The organism is Salinifilum aidingensis (assembly GCF_054782015.1).
The window spans coordinates 179,897-195,858 of the sequence record NZ_BAAGTH010000007.1 but is presented as its reverse complement, the minus strand read 5'-3'; the positions used below and the strand labels follow the sequence as shown (position 1 = coordinate 195,858).

The 15,962-nt window shown below is 73.5% G+C and carries 14 protein-coding genes; 2 read left to right on the top strand and 12 right to left on the bottom strand.

The features are described 5' to 3' along the window. Positions 1-84 precede the first annotated feature (84 nt). From ACYVJE_RS11810 to ACYVJE_RS11770, 9 genes are all read right to left on the bottom strand, one after another. Positions 85-1,461, bottom strand: coding sequence for a dihydrolipoyl dehydrogenase family protein (locus ACYVJE_RS11810; protein WP_461144465.1), 1,377 nt, complete (start codon positions 1,459-1,461; stop codon positions 85-87). A 137-nt stretch (positions 1,462-1,598) separates the two neighbouring features. Continuing rightward, positions 1,599-1,904: a glutaredoxin domain-containing protein gene (locus ACYVJE_RS11805; RefSeq protein WP_459159097.1), complete on the bottom strand. Its 306-nt coding sequence runs from the start codon at positions 1,902-1,904 to the stop codon at positions 1,599-1,601. A gap of 118 nt (positions 1,905-2,022) precedes the next feature. After that, positions 2,023-3,432 carry a sensor histidine kinase gene (locus ACYVJE_RS11800; protein WP_461144464.1) on the bottom strand — a complete coding sequence of 470 codons (1,410 nt, stop codon included), beginning with the start codon at positions 3,430-3,432 and terminating at the stop codon, positions 2,023-2,025. 50 nt (positions 3,433-3,482) lie between these two features. Further along, positions 3,483-4,184 carry a response regulator transcription factor gene (locus tag ACYVJE_RS11795; RefSeq protein WP_461144463.1) on the bottom strand — a complete coding sequence of 234 codons (702 nt, stop codon included), beginning with the start codon at positions 4,182-4,184 and terminating at the stop codon, positions 3,483-3,485. A 220-nt stretch (positions 4,185-4,404) separates the two neighbouring features. Then, positions 4,405-6,396, bottom strand: a complete 1,992-nt coding sequence (locus ACYVJE_RS11790) for an ArnT family glycosyltransferase (RefSeq protein WP_461144462.1) — start codon at positions 6,394-6,396, stop codon at positions 4,405-4,407. Positions 6,397-6,479: 83 nt separating this feature from the next. Further along, entirely contained in the window at positions 6,480-7,727 is a 1,248-nt protein-coding gene (locus ACYVJE_RS11785; protein ID WP_461144461.1) for a bifunctional glycosyltransferase family 2/GtrA family protein, read from the bottom strand. A gap of 184 nt (positions 7,728-7,911) precedes the next feature. Beyond that, entirely contained in the window at positions 7,912-8,994 is a 1,083-nt protein-coding gene (locus ACYVJE_RS11780; RefSeq protein WP_461144460.1) for a threonine aldolase family protein, read from the bottom strand. Between the two features lie 222 nt (positions 8,995-9,216). Beyond that, positions 9,217-9,594, bottom strand: coding sequence for a TraR/DksA family transcriptional regulator (locus ACYVJE_RS11775; protein WP_461144459.1), 378 nt, complete (start codon positions 9,592-9,594; stop codon positions 9,217-9,219). Positions 9,595-9,652: 58 nt separating this feature from the next. Then, positions 9,653-10,627, bottom strand: coding sequence for an alpha/beta hydrolase (locus tag ACYVJE_RS11770; protein WP_461144458.1), 975 nt, complete (start codon positions 10,625-10,627; stop codon positions 9,653-9,655). A 471-nt stretch (positions 10,628-11,098) separates the two neighbouring features. Between ACYVJE_RS11770 and ACYVJE_RS11765 the strand changes: the two genes are divergently transcribed. Then, positions 11,099-11,782: a hypothetical protein gene (locus ACYVJE_RS11765; protein ID WP_461144457.1), complete on the top strand. Its 684-nt coding sequence runs from the start codon at positions 11,099-11,101 to the stop codon at positions 11,780-11,782. An 840-nt stretch (positions 11,783-12,622) separates the two neighbouring features. Beyond that, positions 12,623-12,964 carry a hypothetical protein gene (locus tag ACYVJE_RS11760; RefSeq protein WP_461144456.1) on the top strand — a complete coding sequence of 114 codons (342 nt, stop codon included), beginning with the start codon at positions 12,623-12,625 and terminating at the stop codon, positions 12,962-12,964. A gap of 74 nt (positions 12,965-13,038) precedes the next feature. Here ACYVJE_RS11760 and ACYVJE_RS11755 read toward each other — a convergent pair whose 3' ends face one another. Genes ACYVJE_RS11755 through ACYVJE_RS11745 form a run of 3 tightly spaced genes read right to left on the bottom strand, consistent with a single transcriptional unit; the run spans position 13,039 to position 15,861 of the window. Continuing rightward, complete coding sequence (locus tag ACYVJE_RS11755) at positions 13,039-14,103, bottom strand: Gfo/Idh/MocA family protein (protein WP_461144455.1); 1,065 nt, start codon at positions 14,101-14,103, stop codon at positions 13,039-13,041. Positions 14,104-14,149: 46 nt separating this feature from the next. Then, positions 14,150-14,779 (bottom strand): MBL fold metallo-hydrolase, encoded by a 630-nt coding sequence (locus tag ACYVJE_RS11750; protein WP_459159088.1) that lies wholly within the window; start codon positions 14,777-14,779, stop codon positions 14,150-14,152. After that, entirely contained in the window at positions 14,779-15,861 is a 1,083-nt protein-coding gene (locus ACYVJE_RS11745; RefSeq protein ID WP_461144454.1) for an S-(hydroxymethyl)mycothiol dehydrogenase, read from the bottom strand. Before ACYVJE_RS11745 ends, ACYVJE_RS11750 begins: the two co-directional genes overlap by 1 nt. Positions 15,862-15,962: the final 101 nt, after the last annotated feature.

Here is a 15,962-nt window from a genome sequence, read left to right as displayed (position 1 = left end):
GACGGAACACGTTCCCGCTCGGCGCACCGGCCGAGTCCACCAGCTGTTACCCGCTGCCGCGCTCTGCCACACCTGCCCCGGTCGTCACCCGAGGAGATCGTCGAGCGCCGCCTCCACGGCCCGGTGGAACGTCGGGTAGGCGAAGATCAGCCGCCGCAGGTGCTGCAGGGGCTCCTCGGCGTGGATCGCCAGGGCCAGCAGCCCCAGCACCTCCCCCGCAGCCGGGGCGACGGCGGTGGCGCCGACGAGCACCCCGCGGTCGGCATCGGCGACGAGCTTGACGACCCCCTGGTTGCCGGTCTTGTGGATCCACCCCCGCGCGGAGGCGGGAACGGCGGTCACGGCGGTGCGGATGCGCGGCCAGCGCTGCCGGGCGTGCTCCTCGGTCGTTCCCACCGCGCCGACCTCCGGGTCGGTGAAGGTCACCGCGGGCGCCGCGCGGTAGTCCGCGCCCTCCGGTTCCTCCCCGAGGATGTCGGCGGCGGCGATGCGGGCCTGGTAGGTCGAGATGTGCGTGAACGCGCCCTTGCCCGTGGCGTCGCCGATGGCCCACACGCCGTCGGCGACGCGCATCCGCGGGTCGACGTCGAGGGAGGTCGCGGACTCGTCGAGGCCGAGCGCGGCGACGCCGAGCTCGGCCAGGTCCGTGCGGCGACCGGTGGCCACCAGCAGCTGGTCGGCCCACAGCGCGTACCCCGATTCGAGGTCGAGGCCGAACCTCCCGTCGCGGTGGTGGACGTGGTTCACGGTTTCGCCCGTGTGCACGGCGATGCCTTCGCCGTCGAACACCTCGGTGATCGACTCCGAGGCCTCCGGTTCCCCCGCGGCCAGCAGCCGCGGCGCGGCCTCCAGCACCGTCACGGCGGTGCCGAACCGCGCGAAGACCTGGGCGAACTCGGCGCCGACCGGTCCGCCGCCGAGCACGGCCAGCGACCCGGGCGCGGCGGACGCCCGCACCGCCTCGCGGTTGGTCCAGTACGGCGTGCCCGCCAGCCCGGGGACCGGCGGAACGGCGGGCTCGCTGCCCGGGTTGAGCACGATCGCGCGCTCCGCGCGCAGCACCGTCGTCGTCTCCGGCCCGGACACGGTGACCTCCCCCGGCGCGGTGATCCGCCCGGTTCCGCGCAGGAACCGCCCGCCGGTGCCTTCGAAGCGCTCCACGGCGGCGCGGTCGTCCCAATCCGTGGTGGCCTCGTCGCGGATGCGGTCGGCGACGGGGGTCCAGTCGGGCACCACGTCGGCGCCGCCCGCCAGATCGGCCACGCGCCGCGCCTCGGCCAGCGCGTCCGCGGCGCGGACCATCATCTTCGTGGGGATGCAGGCGAAGTAGGGGCACTCCCCGCCCACGAGCCGGCGGTCCACCCCGACCACGCGCAACCCGGCCCGAGCCAGCCGCGCGGCGACCTCCTCGCCGCCCGGACCCATCCCGACGACCACGACATCGACCTGCTCCGCGGGCATCGCAGCACCTCCGGCTGCTCGACGGCGGCCACCCGGGTCAGCTCACCACCTCCGACCCTCCCTCGCACGGCGAGCGCCGCGGCCGGTCACCGCCCGCGGGCCACCCCCGAAGGGGTCGACGACCGATCTGCGGCCCCTCAGCCCTGGCCGGGGCGCTGCTCCGCGTCGAGCAGGTGCGGGGCGTTCTCGCGCACGGCGTCCTCGACCTGCTGCAGGCTCGGGTTGACCAGCGCCCGGGCACCGACGAAGACGGTGGGGACGATCTCGTCCCCGCCGGTGGCCTCGCGCACCCGCGCGGCTGCCTGCGGGTCCTCCCAGATGTTGACCTCCTGCCGCGGCAGCCCGCTGCTGCGCAGCGAGCTCTCCAGCGCCATGCAGAAGGGGCACCCGGGGCGCCAGTAGTACTCGATCGCGGTTACCTGCTCACCGGTCTCCGTGCTCATCGCTCTCCAAACCATCGCCCGGGCCCTGCCACCGTCCGAGCCCGGGCACGTCGTCGGTCCGTTCGATGGTCCCGCCGCACCGGGACGAACCGCCCCCGGGTGTGCGGCAGCACACTCCTCACGGCAGCGGCAGCAGCAGGCGGAACACGCTGCCGCCGTGCTCACCGCCGTGCAGTTCGACCCGACCGCTGTGCGCCTCGACCAGGGCCGCCGTGATCGCCAGGCCGAGACCGGTGCTGCCCGGGCGGCCGGGGTCCACGCGGTAGAAGCGGTCGAAGACGCGCCCCGCCTCCTCGGGCGGGATGCCGGGACCGCTGTCGGCGACTTCGAGCACGCCCATCGGTTCGCCCGCCGCGAGGTCGGCTCCGGCGGCGGCGAGCGCCGACGGGTCGGCCGCGCCCTGCCGCACCGCCAGGCGCACGGGCGTGCCGGGCGCGGTGTGCACCAGGGCGTTGGTGACCAGGTTGGTGGCGATCTGGCGGACGCGCCCCCCGTCGCCGAGCACGCGGACCGAGCCCTCGGCGTCGACGTCGACCGCGCGCTCCGGGTCGCGGGCCCGGGCGTCGTCCGCGGCGTCGCGCGCCACGCCGAGCAGGTCGAGTTCGGCGAGTTCGAGCGAGCGCTCCCGGTCGAGCCGCGCCAGCAGCAGCAGGTCCTCGACGAGGTCGCTCATGCGCTGCGCCTGGTGCTCGATCCGGGACATCATCTGCCGCGCGTCGTCGGGACCGGGTTCGCTGCGCCGGTGCAGCTCGGCGAAACCGCGGATCGACGTCAGCGGGGTGCGCAGTTCGTGGGAGGCGTCGGCGACGAACCGGCGCAGCCGCTGCTCGGACTTCTCCCGCTGCTGCAGCGCGTCGACGAGCTGTTCGAGCATGGCGTTCAACGCGTTGCCGAGCCGCCCGGTTTCGGTGCGCGGATCCTGGTCCTGCACGCGGCGGTCGTGATCACCCGCCGCGATGGCGTCCGCGGTCCGCTCGATGCGCGTCAGCGGGCGCAACCCGATGCGGATCACGGTGGCGGCGGCGATCGCCAGCACGAGGAGCACACCGCCCCCGACGACCAGCTCGATGATGATCAGCTGGTGCACCGTCTGCTCGGCGGTGCGCAGCGACAGGGCCAGCGCGATCGTCCGCCCGCCGGGCACGTCCAACGTGCGCACGCGCCACCCCGACTCGCCCGTGCGGCCGGGAACCGTGGTGATGCCCGGACCCGTGGGGCGCTGCAGGTCCGGCCCCGTCCGGTCCGATGCGGACTGACCGGTCATGCCGGTCAGGCGCCCGCCGGAGTCGAAGAACAGCACGCGGAAGTCCGTGGGCAGCTCGTGCTCCGCGGCGGGCGGCCGCGGCGGGGGCGGCGGTTCGCCGCGGCCTTCCTCCCAGGGGCGGGACATGTTGATCAGCTGTTCGTCCACGCGCGCCACCAACGAGCGCTCGAGCAGGCCGACGCTGGCGAAGCCGGCGACGACCAACCCCACGACCGTCACGCCCAGCACGCTCAGCACGAGCCGACCGCGCAACGTCCTCAGCACTCGCACAGCTCCTCCCCGTCACAGCGCCCGGCGACGTCCCCGTCCACCGCTCATGCGCCGTCCCGCGGCAGGCGCAGCACGTACCCGACCCCCCGGACCGTGTGGATCAGCGGCGGTTCGCCGGTGTCGGCCTTGCGGCGCAGGTAGCTGATGTAGGACTCGACGATGCGCCCGTCGCCGCCGAACTCGTAGTTCCACACGCGGTCGAGGATCTGGATCTTGCTGACCACCTTCTCCGCGTTGACCAGCAGGTAGCGCAGGAGCTTGAACTCGGTCGGCGAGAGGTCCACCGGGCGCCCGCCGCGGCGCACCTCGTAGGTGTCCTCGTCGAGCTCCAGGTCGTGGTAGCGCAGCCGCGGGTCCGCCTCCTGCGCGGGCTGCACGCGGCGCAGGATCGCCCGCAACCGCAGGACGACCTCGTCCAGGCTGAACGGTTTGGTGACGTAGTCGTCGCCGCCGGCGGTGAGGCCGGCGATGCGGTCCTCCACCGCATCGCGCGCGGTGAGGAACAGCACGGGGACGTGCTGGTTGGTGCTGCGCAGGTGGCTCGCCACGGAGAACCCGTCCTGGTCCGGCAGCACGACGTCCAGCACGATGATGTCCGGTCGGAACTCGCGGGCCGCCTGCAGGGCCTCCCGCCCCGTCGCCGCACCGCGCACCTCGAACCCGCTCAGCTGCAGCGCTGCGGTGAGCAGTTCGAGGATGCTGGGCTCGTCGTCGACGGCGAGGACTCGTGCGCTCACGTCGGTCACGCACACCAGTGTGGGGCAGTTCCCTGAACGAGCGCTGAACGGTCGCTGGAAGGTGCCTGGGTGCCCGGGCTCTGAGTGCGCGGGTGCCGGGAGCGCCCGGATCGGCCGCACCGGTTCCGGGCGGTGGAGGACGGCGCCCTCCGCGGTTCCGCGCCGGCGGTCGCGGGGACCGCACGTGCGCGGCCGCCCGCGGCGCGGGAGCCGCGGGCGGCCACCCGCGTCAGCGGCAGGAGTACAGCTCGAGACCGCTCCCGGAGGGGTTCGTGGAGTCCCCGCCCGCCGCGCTCGAACCTCCGTAGGAGGCGGGATCGACCGGTGCGCAGTGCTGCTGCACCCACTGCCGGCGCTGCTCGGCGGCCTCTCCGCCACCCGGACCCCCGCCGCCCGGACCGTCCGACGAGGACGGAGCTGCGCCCCGCCGGCCGGGGCTGCGATCGCCGGAGTCGCCGCCCGGTCCACCGGGACCGCCTCCCGGGGCGCCGCCTCCGGGGCCGCCGCCGAGCAGGACGAATCCGAGTTCGCCCGCCCGCTGCCAGCTGCCGAGCTGCTCCGCGGAAGGCGCGTCGTCACTCCCCGTGAAGCCGCCCATGCCGACCACGGTCGTCCCGGAGTTGAGCGCGAACGGCGCGGCGGTCATCGCACCGCCTTCAACGGCCAGCGGGACCTCGGCATCGGCCGCGCGCCGCTGGACGTGGTGGAGGACCGCGCGCTGCTGCCCGCTGAGCGAGCCGTCCGCCGCGGGCCTCCCGCCGGACGGGCCGCCTCCGGGATCGCCGGACCGCTGCCCGTTCGCGGATCGCGGTGCTGCCGGCGGACCGCCTCCGGACCCACCGGGCACCGCCGCGGTCCCCGGACCCGCGGTCGGGTTCGTCCCGCCCATGGCGGAACCACCGCCGAACGCCCCCTCGGCCGACCACACCGCGGGCACGCACAGCACCGCCGCCAGCGCCACCGCCAGGCCCGCACGCGCCGGCCGCTCCCCGCGCAGCAGGAGCAGCGCGACGGCGGCAGCGGCCAGCGCCAGCGCGAGGTACCCGGCCCAGCCGTGCCAGTCGGGATCGCGCGCGACGAGGGCGAACGCCCACGCCGCGGTCACCGCGGTCGCCGCGGGCAGCAGCAGCCAGGACGCGCCCCGCGGCTCGCGGTACCAGCGCCAGAACCGCACGGTCCCGGCGCCGGTGATCGCGCCCACCGCGGGAGCGAGCATCGTCGTGTAGTACGGGTGCACGGTCCCCGAGGCGAAGCTGAACGCGAGCACGAGCGTGCCGAACCAGCCGCCCCACAGCACCCAGCCGGCGATGCGCTCGCGCCCGGCCGCGCGGTGGCGCAGCCCGGACGCGCCGACCGCGAGGAGCACCAGCAGGCACAGCGGCAGCAGCCAGGAGATCTGCCCGCCGAGCTGCTCGTTCGCCAGCCGCAGCGCGCCCGGCTCGCCGGAGAACCCGCCGCCGGGACCTTGCCCCCGGCCGCCGAGGACGCGTCCGAAACCGTTGTAGCCGAACACGAGGTCCCAGGCCGAGCCGTCGCTGCTGCCGCCGATCCACGGTTTCGGTTCCGGCCACAGCGCGGTCGCGGCGACCCACCAGAACGAGCTCACCACCAGCACCACCGCTGCGGCACCGAGATCGAGGGCCCTGCGCGGCCAGGAGGAGCGGCTGCCGACGAGGAAGGCCGCGATGAACGCGGGCAGCACCATCCACGCCTGCAGCATCTTCGTCAGGAATCCGCAGCCGACGAGGAACGCGGCCAGCGCCAACCACGCCGTGGAGCGCTGCGAGTCGAGCGCGCGCGTGAGCGCGTAGGCGGCCAGCAGCACGAGCAGCACCAGCAGCGTGTCCGGGTTGTTGTCCCGGTTGATCACCACGGTGATCGGGGTGAGCGCGAGCACCAGTGCCGCCAGCAGCGCTGCGTGCTCGCCGGCCCACCGGCGCACGGTGCGGTGCAGCGCGAACACCGCGGCGACGCCCGCGAGCGCCTGCGGCAGCAGCACGGCGACCGCGTTGAACCCGAGCAGGTGCACCGACAGCACCTGCAACCACAGCGCCATCGGCGGTTTGTCCACTGTGATCACGCCGGCCGCGTCGAAGGACCCGAAGAAGAAGTTCTCGAAGCTCTGCGACATCGAGCGCACGGCCGCCGAGTAGTAGGTGTTGCCCCACGAGTCGCCGATGCCCCACAGGTACAGCGCACCGGCGAGCGCGCAGACCGCCACCAGCGCCCACGGTTCCCACCGGGGCGGTCCGCTCCGCCGTCCGCACCGCTGCCGCGCGGCGCCCGGCGTTTCCGAAACCGCTGTCACACTTCCCCCTCGTCCTTCGAGGCGAACACCCACGAGCGCAGCAGCACGAAGCGCAGCCCCGTGCCGAGCACCGAGGAGACGACGACCACGAGCACTTCCAGCACCCGCGGGGCGTCCGGCGCGAATCCGCGCAGGAGCAGCAGCGCCCCGGAGGTGACGAGGAAGTGCAGGGCGAACACCACCAGCCCCTGCAGGTGCGCCCTGCCCGAGGGCGCGGACCGCCGCAGGAACGTGTACCGGCGGTTCGCCTCGGTGTTCCACAGCGCGGTCGCCACGAGCGCGGCGAAGTTCGCCAGCAGCGGGGGCCACCACGCGCGCAGCACGGCGTAGGCGGCTGCGGTGATCGCCGTGGAGACCACCCCGATGACGCCGAACGAGAAGACCTGCCACAGCAGTCCGGTGGAGCGTTCGGCGAGCACCGCCCGCGGATGCGCCGGTTCGGGGGCGCCGCGCGCGGGAAGGCCGGGGACGCGGGCGGTTCCGCCCGCCTTGGCGCGCGCCACCCGCAGCAGCCCTTTGACGTCGTCGAACGCGGTTCTGGCGACTTCCACGCGGGAGTCGAGGTCCTCGACCCACTCCACCGGTACCTCGTGCACGCGCAACCCGTTGTGCTCGGCGAGCAGCAGCAGTTCCGTGTCGAAGAACCACGAGTCGTCGACGACCCGCTCCAGCACGGGCCGCACCGCCGCGGTCCGCGCGGCCTTGAAACCGCACTGCGCGTCGGTGAACCGCGCGCCGTGGGTCCACCGGATCAACGCGTTGTAGCCGCGCGAGACGATTTCCCGCTTGCCACCGCGCACGGTGCGCGCCCCGGGCGCGAGGCGCGACCCGACCGCCACGTCGGAGTGGCCGTTGACCAGCGGGGCGACCAGCGGCAGCAGCGCGTCGAGCCCGGTGGACAGGTCGACGTCCATGTAGGCGACGACGTCGGCGTCGCTGTAGCCCCAGGCGGTGCGCAGCGCGAGTCCGCGCCCTTTCCGGTCGAGGCGCAGCACGCGCACGTTCGCCAGCGAGGCGGCCAGGTCGTGCGCCACGTGCGCCGTGCGGTCGGTGCTGGCGTTGTCGGCGATCGTGATGCTCCAGCGGAACGGGAACCGCTCGCCCAGGTGGGCGCTCAGGGTCCGCACGCTGCCGGGCAGCGCCCGTTCCTCGTTGTGGACCGGGATCACCACGTCGACGGTCGCCGTTCGCCGGTCAGCCCGCTCGGTGGTGCTCCCGCTGGTTTCCGCTCTCGCGCGATCCATCCCCGCACCTCGTTCCTGTTGCGGTCCGACACCTCCCAGCAGGCCGGATGGAGGTGCGAGGACTGTGCGAGCCACCTGGGAACGCGCTGAAAGCTCCGCCCGCGGAACCGCTGAGCTGCGCAGACGGGGTCAGGTGAGGTGCACCACGGGGATGCGGGGACGCGGCGCCCGGGCCGCGGGAGGGCTACTGCGCCTCGTGGGCGCGCAGCTCCTCGGCCAGCGCTGCGGCGAATTCGTCCACAGCGGACTCGGTGGTGTCGAACGTCGTCATCCAGCGGACTTCGCCGGTGCGCTCGTCCCACGTGTAGAAGCGGAAGCGCTTCTGCAGGCGTTCGGTCACCTCCCGCGGCAGCACGGCGAACACCGAGTTCACCTCGGGTTCGCGCACCAGGCGCACGCCGGGGAGCGCGCGCACCGCGTCGGCGAGCCTGCGGGCCATGGCGTTGGCGTGGCGGGCGTTGCGCAACCACAGGTCGCCGGCGAGCAATGCCTCGAACTGCACCGACAGGAACCGCATCTTCGAGGCCAGCTGCATCGAGGACTTCCGCAGGTACTCGACCCCGCGCACTGCCCCGGGAGCGAGCACGACCACCGCGTCGCCGCACATGGTCCCGTTCTTCGTGCCGCCGAACGACACGACGTCCACGCCCGCGTCAGCGGTCAGCGCGGCCAGGTCCGCGCCGAGCGCTGCGGCGGCGTTCGGCAACCGCGCGCCGTCCACGTGCACCGCCATGCCCCGCTCGTGCGCGCGGGTGCACAGGGCCCGCAGTTCCTCCGGCGAGTAGCAGGCACCGCCCTCGGTGGGCTGGGTGAGGGACACGACCGCCGGCTGGGCCCGGTGCGCGTCGCCGATCCCGGCGGCGCACCGGTCGACGTCCTCCGGGCGGAGCTTGCCGTCCTCGGTCGGGACGGGCAGCAGTTTCACCCCGCCGATCCGCTCGGGCGCACCGCACTCGTCGGTGTTGATGTGCGCGCCCTCGGCGCACAGCACCGACTGCCAGCGCTCCGTCATGGCCTGCAGCGCGACGACGTTCGCCCCGGTGCCGTTGAACACGCAGTACGCCTCGGCGGTCGCCCCGAAGCGGGCGCGGAAGACCTCGCCCAGGTGCGCGCTGTAGACGTCCTCGCCGTAGGCGACCTGGTGCCCCCCGTTGGCCCGCTGGATCGCCTCCAGCACCTCGGGGTGGATCCCGGAGTAGTTGTCGCTGGCGAACTCGCACCGCTGCGGGTCGTGGCGCCCCGCGGGTGACGGGCGGGCCGAGGTCACGCGGTCTCCTTCCGGCGTGCTGCGCTGCCTTCCCATCCTAGGTGACCGCGGATCGGCGGCCGCGTGCTCGGCCGCACCGGTCCGCCGGCAAGCGGCGCAGCCGCCTCCTCCCCGCGTGCGCAGCACGCCCCGCTGGGGGTTCTCCGGCGCCGCCGCGCGAGGAGGGCCCCCGAGCACGCTGCTCCCGCCCCTGTGCGGGGCGGGAGGTCGGGGCAGCAGGCGTCAGCGGCGCGCCGAGGCGCAGGAGACGCACACGCGCGCGGCCGGCAGCGCCTCGAGTCGCTGCGGACCGATCGCGCCGGAGCAGCGTTCGCACGTGCCGTACGTGCCCGCCTGCAGGCGCCGCTCGGCCTCGTCGAGCTCCCGCAGCTCGCGGCGCGCGTCGTCGAGCAACCCCTGCAGCTGCGCGCGCTCGAAGGCCAGCGTGCTGCCCTCGGGGTCGTGCTCGTCGTCGTGGCTGGTCCACTCGGAGGTCTCGAGGATCGAGGCCACGTGGCGCTGCAGCGCGTCGATCCGCGCGCCGGTCTCCGCGCGCTGCTCGGACAGGCGGGCGCGGGCCGTCTCCGGATCGACGGCGCCGAGCCGGTCACCGGGTGTCATGCACGGACAACGAACCGACCGGGCGCCGAGTTCCCGCACCGCCGTGCTCGTCCGCGCGTCACAGCCCTTCGAACAGGAAGCTGCCGGTGGTGGAGTCGGGGAACCGGCGGGCCGCGAACTCCAGCACGCGGCTGAGCGCGCCGCGCCAGAAGTCCCAGTCGTGCGCACCCGGGTGGGTCGCGAACTCGTGGTCGACGCGCTGGTCGGTGAAGGCTTCGCGCAGCTCGGCGTTGGCGGCGAGCGCGGGCTCGTCGCTGCTGCCCACGTCGAGGTAGAAACCGGTGGTGCGCAGCCGCTCCGGCGGGGTGCGGTGGATGATGTCGACGAGGTTGTAGTGCCGCTCGTGCTCGTTGAGCCGCTCCTCCCCTTCGAGGCCGTAGCCCCACGCCTCGCCGAACAGCTGCTCGTACTGCTCCTGCGACATCTCCACGAGCTGCTCGTCGGTGCGGTGCGAGGAGCTCAAGCCCGCCGCAGCGACGAACGTCGAGGGGTACAGGGTGGCGTACAGCAGGGCGCCGTAGCCGCCCATGGAATACCCCGAGATCGCACGCTTGGCCTGGTGCCCGCCGACGCCGTAGTGCTCCTCCAGCTTCGGGATGAACTCCCGGACGAACATGTCCTCCCAGCGGAACTGCCCGTCCAGGTCGTTCATGTAGTAGGTGCGGGGCTGCCGGTCGGCGAGCGCGCTGGGGTCGCGCCGGGCGTCGGGGCAGAGCACGGCCACCGGTGGGATGCGGCGGGCCGAGATCATCGTGTCCAGCGTGGCCTTCAGGTCACCGGAGCGCGCCCAGGTGGTGTTGTCGTCGGTGGTGCCGCCGTGCAGCAGGTAGAGCACGGGCGGGGCGTCCTCGGGGGAGTGATCGGGCGGCAGGTACACGGTGTGCAGCACGTCCATGCCCAGGATCTCGCTGCGCATGGGAACGTTCATGCGCAGCGTTCCGCTGGTCTCGGCGGACGTGCGGTTCAAGCCCAGCGTCACGCCGCCGCCCACGACGGCCGCGGACGCGGCGAGCAGAAAACCCCGCCGATTCACCCAGGACCTCCCGTTCTCGGTGTCCGCCGGCGATGCCCTGCTCCGCCTCGTCGGCGCTTCCCGACTCGCGCGGCGACCGGCACCGGATCACGCATACTACGAGACGGCGCCGCGCCCTCTTACGGGGACGGGCCTCCCGCCGGGGAGGGTCGGACCGGGCGGCGCGTCGCCGGACACCGCCGCCTCGTCGTCCGCCTCGCGGAAACACCACAATACCGAATGCGATTCAGGAAAAACCGGACCCCGCGGGGTGCTCCATTCCGGTGGAAAACCCGGAACGGGAGGAACACCCTCCTGCGTGATCACACCGCGCCGCCCGGACCGTATGCTGATCGCTGACGCTGCGCGTCGTTTCGGACACGAAACGGTAACGACCGCGCGGCGGAAGCAACCCCGGCGATCTCGATCCCGTCTCGACGGGTGAGAGCAGACGAGAGCGACGACCGGGGCGCCGGTCGAAGGAGGAGCAGCATGCGTTTCCGCGCATTCGCCACGAGCGTGGGGTTGGTCATGGCCGGAACGCTGACGACGGTGTGCGCGCCGGTCGCGAGCGCGGTCGGGACGGCCCCCGCCCCGGCGGAGCCGGCGGTCGGGACCGCCCCCGCCCCGGCCGAGACGGCCGCGGTCACCCCGCCGCCGCAGTGCGGCCCGGACTGCGAGCGCGCCGTGGACCTGGAGCTGCCGAACAGCGCCCGCCTGGTCGGCTGGCGTTCGGAGGACTCGCTGAGCAGCCACCTGGTCTACTACGCGAACGGCGCGCGACAGGACGCGACGACGCTGGAGCACGAGGTGCTCACCGACGCCGCCTGCGGCTGGGAGAACGACGCGCAGCGCTGCGCGATCACCTACAGCACCGGAGCGCACTCCAGCGGCGCGAAGTCGTTGCTGCTCACCGGCAACGGGGGCATCGAAGTCACCGACGAGATCACCGGGGCCGCGGGCGGTGCGGCGCTGGTGTCGCTGGACCGCAACGACCGGCCGGACGTGGCGCTGCGGCAGAGCACGATGGAGCCGAACTTCGCGGAGGCCCCGCAGTACTGGGAGACCTACCTCGAGGTCGGCGGCACGTTCACCCGCACCGGCTGCACCGCACCCGAGCAGGAGCCCACCGCGGCGCCGAACCGGCCCGCCTACGGGGTGTGCGCCCTGATGTGAGTCCGCACCGGTTCCGCGGTGCGTGCGGTGGCACGCACCGCGGAACGCCCGGTCGGGCGGGGGTCGCGCTGCCCCACCCGAACGGGTGCGCGCCGCCGGGCGGCGCGGTCACCAGCTGCCGGTGCTGCGGCGAGCAGCTGCGCGGCGCGACGAGCCCGCACCTTCAGGAGGGGGTGAGTCGTATCACCCCTGAGGGGTGAAACCGGGGTGCGCACCCGCTCCGAGGAGCGCGCTCACCACCGCGCGGCGCACCCCGCGTTCACGAGGCCCCGGCCGGCAGTTCGCCGCGCGTTCACCGGACGAAACCGCGCACCGCGGAGCGGAGGGGACGTCCCGGACGTCGCCCGCCGGCGCCGGGAGGACGAAAGTCCTTGCCAAAAAGCACTATTCGCGAAACGGAAATCCGCGAAAAGCGGTGCACCACCGCACTCGCGCATCCCGGGGAGCCACGGAGCGCGACAAATCGAATGCAGTGCGCATAGGGGCGAATGCGGCGCACTGACCACCGCAAACGGACGAACCCGCTGGTGGCGCAGCACATTGCTGTATGGCACAGTGGGAACTGTTCCGGCCTTCGCCGAACCGTTCCAACGGATATCACTTTCACATTTCACGGAGCTCGGTGTGTGCTGCGGCGGTCGACCACCGCCCCGCAACATCGAGGCGAGCCGTGCTGTCCGGAGAACGCCTCGACGGTGAATCCGCGTGCGGGCCAACGAAGTTCGGTAACACTCCCCCTCCCCGTTGCGATAGACGAGCGTGGTCGCGAATGGATGATCACGTCATCGCGTCGGGTTTCCCGTGAACACGACGACTGGTCGAAGTGAGGTGAAAGGCGAAGTGGCTGCGGTGGATATCGTGATCGTCATCCTGGCCGGGCTCATCCCGATCACGGCGGCAAGCCTGTATTCCCTGATCGACCGCACCACGAGCGCCGTCGACACCTCGCAACCGGTCGGAGAACCACCCGAAGCGGAGGACGGCGCGATCCCCGAGCAGGGCGCTGCGGCGGCGGAGGACTCGCCGTGGGACGCGGAGGGAGGTGCCCCGGAGGACGAGCACCCGGCCGAGCAGGAGCAGTCCTCGGACGAGTGCGACTCCGGTCGCGACGCGCTGACCGCGGTGACCGTCCACCACTCCCCCGCCCCGGCAGCGGCCGGCGAACCGGAAGCGGCGCGGTGAACGCGGAACCCGCCCCCCGGGGACGGTGATCCGCTCGCTCCGCGGCTTCCGGTCCCGCACGGGGGCTTCCGGTCTCACACGAGGCGCTCCACCGTCGTCTCCGCCGCGGCGCGGCGCGCGGCGGAGACGACGTCCAGGCCGGCCACCGCGTCGGCCGGATCGACCGGTGGGGCTCCGCCGGTGCGGACCGCGTGGGCGACGGCGCTGTAGAACGCCGGGTAGTCGCCCCGCAGCGTGTGCACCGGGCGCCGGTCGTGGTCCGTGCCGAGCACGCCCCACGACTCGGTCGGTTCCGCGCCCCAGTCGTCCGCCCCGTCGGGGCGGTGCCCGGCGCGCAGCGCGTCCTCCTGCGGGTCGAAACCGCTCTTGACGTAGCCCGCCTCGGAACCGAGCACGCGGAACCGCGGACCGGACTGCGCGGTCGTCTTGCTCATCCACAGGTGGGACCGCACGCCGCTGGTGTGCGTCAGCGCGAGGAACGCGTCGTCGTCGACCTCGACGTCCGGGCGGCGGTAGTCGATCTCGGCGTACACGGCGGCGACCGGTCCGAACAAGGTCAGCGCCTGGTCGATGAGGTGGCTGCCGAGGTCGTAGAGCACGCCGCCGGCCTCCTCGGCGCCCCCGGACTCCCGCCAGCCGGGTTTGGGCGTGGGCACCCAGCGCTCGAACCGGGATTCGAACCGTTGCACCTCGCCGAGCGCGTTCTCCTCCACCAGGGACCGCACCGTGCGCATGTCGTTGTCCCACCGGCGGTTCTGGAACACGGTCAGCAGCAGGTCGCGCTGGCCGGCCAGGTCGATGAGATCGCGCCCCTCGGCGGCGGTGGGCACGAAGGGCTTGTCCACCACGGCGGGCAGGCCCGCTTCGAGCACCGCGCGGGTGTGGGCGCAGTGCGCGCGATTGGGGCTGGCGACCACGACGAGGTCGAGCCGCTCACCGCGCGCCAGCAGCTCGTCCACGTCGCCGACGACCTCGGCATCCGGGTGCCGGGTGCGCACCTGCTCGGCGCGTTCTGCGTTGGCGGTGACCACGACGTCGAGGCGCAGGTCGGGATCGGCGGCGATCAGGGGGGCGTGGAAGCCCCCGCCAGCCACGCCGAAGCCGATCAGTCCCACCCGCAGCGGTTCCTGTGAGCTCATGCTCCCATTACACCGCACGGGCCCGCCGGGCCGGGCAGCGCCTCGGCTACCAGCCGCGGGCGGCCCAGTCGGCGATGTTCTCCCGCGCGTGGCCGATCGTGCCGTTCTCGCCGTGGCCGGGACGCACGACGGTGCTGCCGGGCAGGGACAGCAACCGGTCGCGGATGGAGCCGATCAGCACGTCGAAGTCCGAATAGGACCGACCGGTCGCGCCCGGACCGCCCGCGAAGAGCGTGTCGCCGGTGAAGACGGTCCCCAGCTCGGGCGCGGAGAAGCACACCGCACCGGGCGCGTGCCCCGGGGTGTGCACCACCTCGATCGTCGAGCCGGCGAGTTCGAGCCGCTGCCCGTCGGCCAGTTCCCGGTCGGGTTCGCGGTCCGGGTGGGTCATCCGCCAGAGCACGAGGTCGTCCGGGTGCAGGTGCAGCGGCGCGCCGACCGCGTCGGCCAGCTCGGGCGCGGCGCGGACGTGGTCGTCGTGCGCGTGGGTGCACAGCACGGCGCGCACGGTGCGCTCGCCGACGAGACCGCGGACGGCCTGCGCGTCGTGCGGCACGTCGATGACGACGCACTCCCGCTCGTCGCCGAGCACCCAGGCGTTGTTGTCCACGTCGAACGACTGGCCGTCGAGGGAGAAGACCCCTGAGGTCGTGGTGTGGTCGATGCGCGGGGCCATCACAGCACCACCACCGAGCGCAGGACCTCCCCGCGTTCCATCTTGGCGAAGGCGTCCTCCACCCCGTCCAGCGCGATGCGTTCGCTGACGAATTCCTGCAACGGCAGCCGTCCTTGTTCGTGGAGTTCGGTCAACATCGGGAAGTCGCGTTCCGGCAGGCAGTCGCCGTACCAGCTCGGCTTGACCGCACCGCCGCGGGCGAACACGTCGAGGAACTCCAGGTCCAGGCGCGTGTCCTGGTGCGGAACCCCGACGAGCACGAGGGTGCCCGCGAAGTCGCGCGCGTAGAACGCCTGGGTGAACGTCTGCGGTGTTCCGACCGCGTCGATGACCACGTCCGCGCCGAACCCGCCGCTCAGTTCCCGGACCGCCGCGGGGGTGTCCTGCCGGCCGGCGTTGACCGCGTGGGTGGCGCCGAACGCGCGCGCCCAGTCGAGCTTGCGCGGGTCCTTGTCGACGGCGATGATCCGCCGCGCACCGGCGATGTCCGCCCCGGCGATGGCACCGTCCCCGACGCCGCCGCAGCCGATGACGGCGACCGTGTCCGACGGGCCGACCCGGCCGGTGTTCATCGCCGAGCCGATCCCGGCCATCACGCCGCAACCGAGCAGGCAGACCACCGCGGGGTCGGCCTGCGGGTCGACCTTGGTGCACTGCCCGGCGTGGACCAGGGTCTTCTCCGCGAACGCTCCGATGCCCAGCGCCGGGGACAGCGGGGTGCCGTCCTCGAGCGTCATCGACTGGTGCGCGTTGCGGGTGTCGAAGCACAGCTGCGGACGACCGCGCTTGCAGGCGCGGCAGACGCCGCACACGGCCCGCCAGTTGAGCACCGCGAAGTCCCCGGGCGCGAGCTGGGTGACGCCCTCGCCGACGGCCTCGACCACGCCGGCCGCCTCGTGCCCCAGCAGGAACGGGTACTCGTCGCTGACTCCGCCGTCGCGGTAGCTCAGGTCCGTGTGGCACACCCCGCAGGCCTGCACGCGGACGAGGGCCTCTCCCGGACCGGGGTCGGGTACCTCGATCGCCACGATCTGCGCCGGTTGCTGCTTGCCCGTGGCCACGACACCGCGCACTCGCGTCACGCGTCCTCCTCGTCCGCTCGGGCGGCCTCGTCCGCCCGGGCGACCCCGCTCACCGGGCCGGTTCGTTCCCCAGCAGCGGCGCAGTGCGCTCCCGAGCCGTC

Excerpts from the sequence above, each read along its gene's own strand:
- ACYVJE_RS11755 (WP_461144455.1), bottom strand. The coding sequence starts at position 14,103 with ATGAGCTCACAGGAACCGCTGCGGGTGGGACTGATCGGCTTCGGCGTG.
- ACYVJE_RS11765 (WP_461144457.1), top strand. The coding sequence starts at position 11,099 with ATGCGTTTCCGCGCATTCGCCACGAGCGTGGGGTTGGTCATGGCCGGA.
- ACYVJE_RS11805 (WP_459159097.1), bottom strand. The coding sequence starts at position 1,904 with ATGAGCACGGAGACCGGTGAGCAGGTAACCGCGATCGAGTACTACTGG.
- ACYVJE_RS11810 (WP_461144465.1), bottom strand. The coding sequence starts at position 1,461 with ATGCCCGCGGAGCAGGTCGATGTCGTGGTCGTCGGGATGGGTCCGGGC.
- ACYVJE_RS11750 (WP_459159088.1), bottom strand. The coding sequence starts at position 14,779 with ATGGCCCCGCGCATCGACCACACCACGACCTCAGGGGTCTTCTCCCTC.
- ACYVJE_RS11775 (WP_461144459.1), bottom strand. The coding sequence starts at position 9,594 with ATGACACCCGGTGACCGGCTCGGCGCCGTCGATCCGGAGACGGCCCGC.
- ACYVJE_RS11785 (WP_461144461.1), bottom strand. The coding sequence starts at position 7,727 with ATGGATCGCGCGAGAGCGGAAACCAGCGGGAGCACCACCGAGCGGGCT.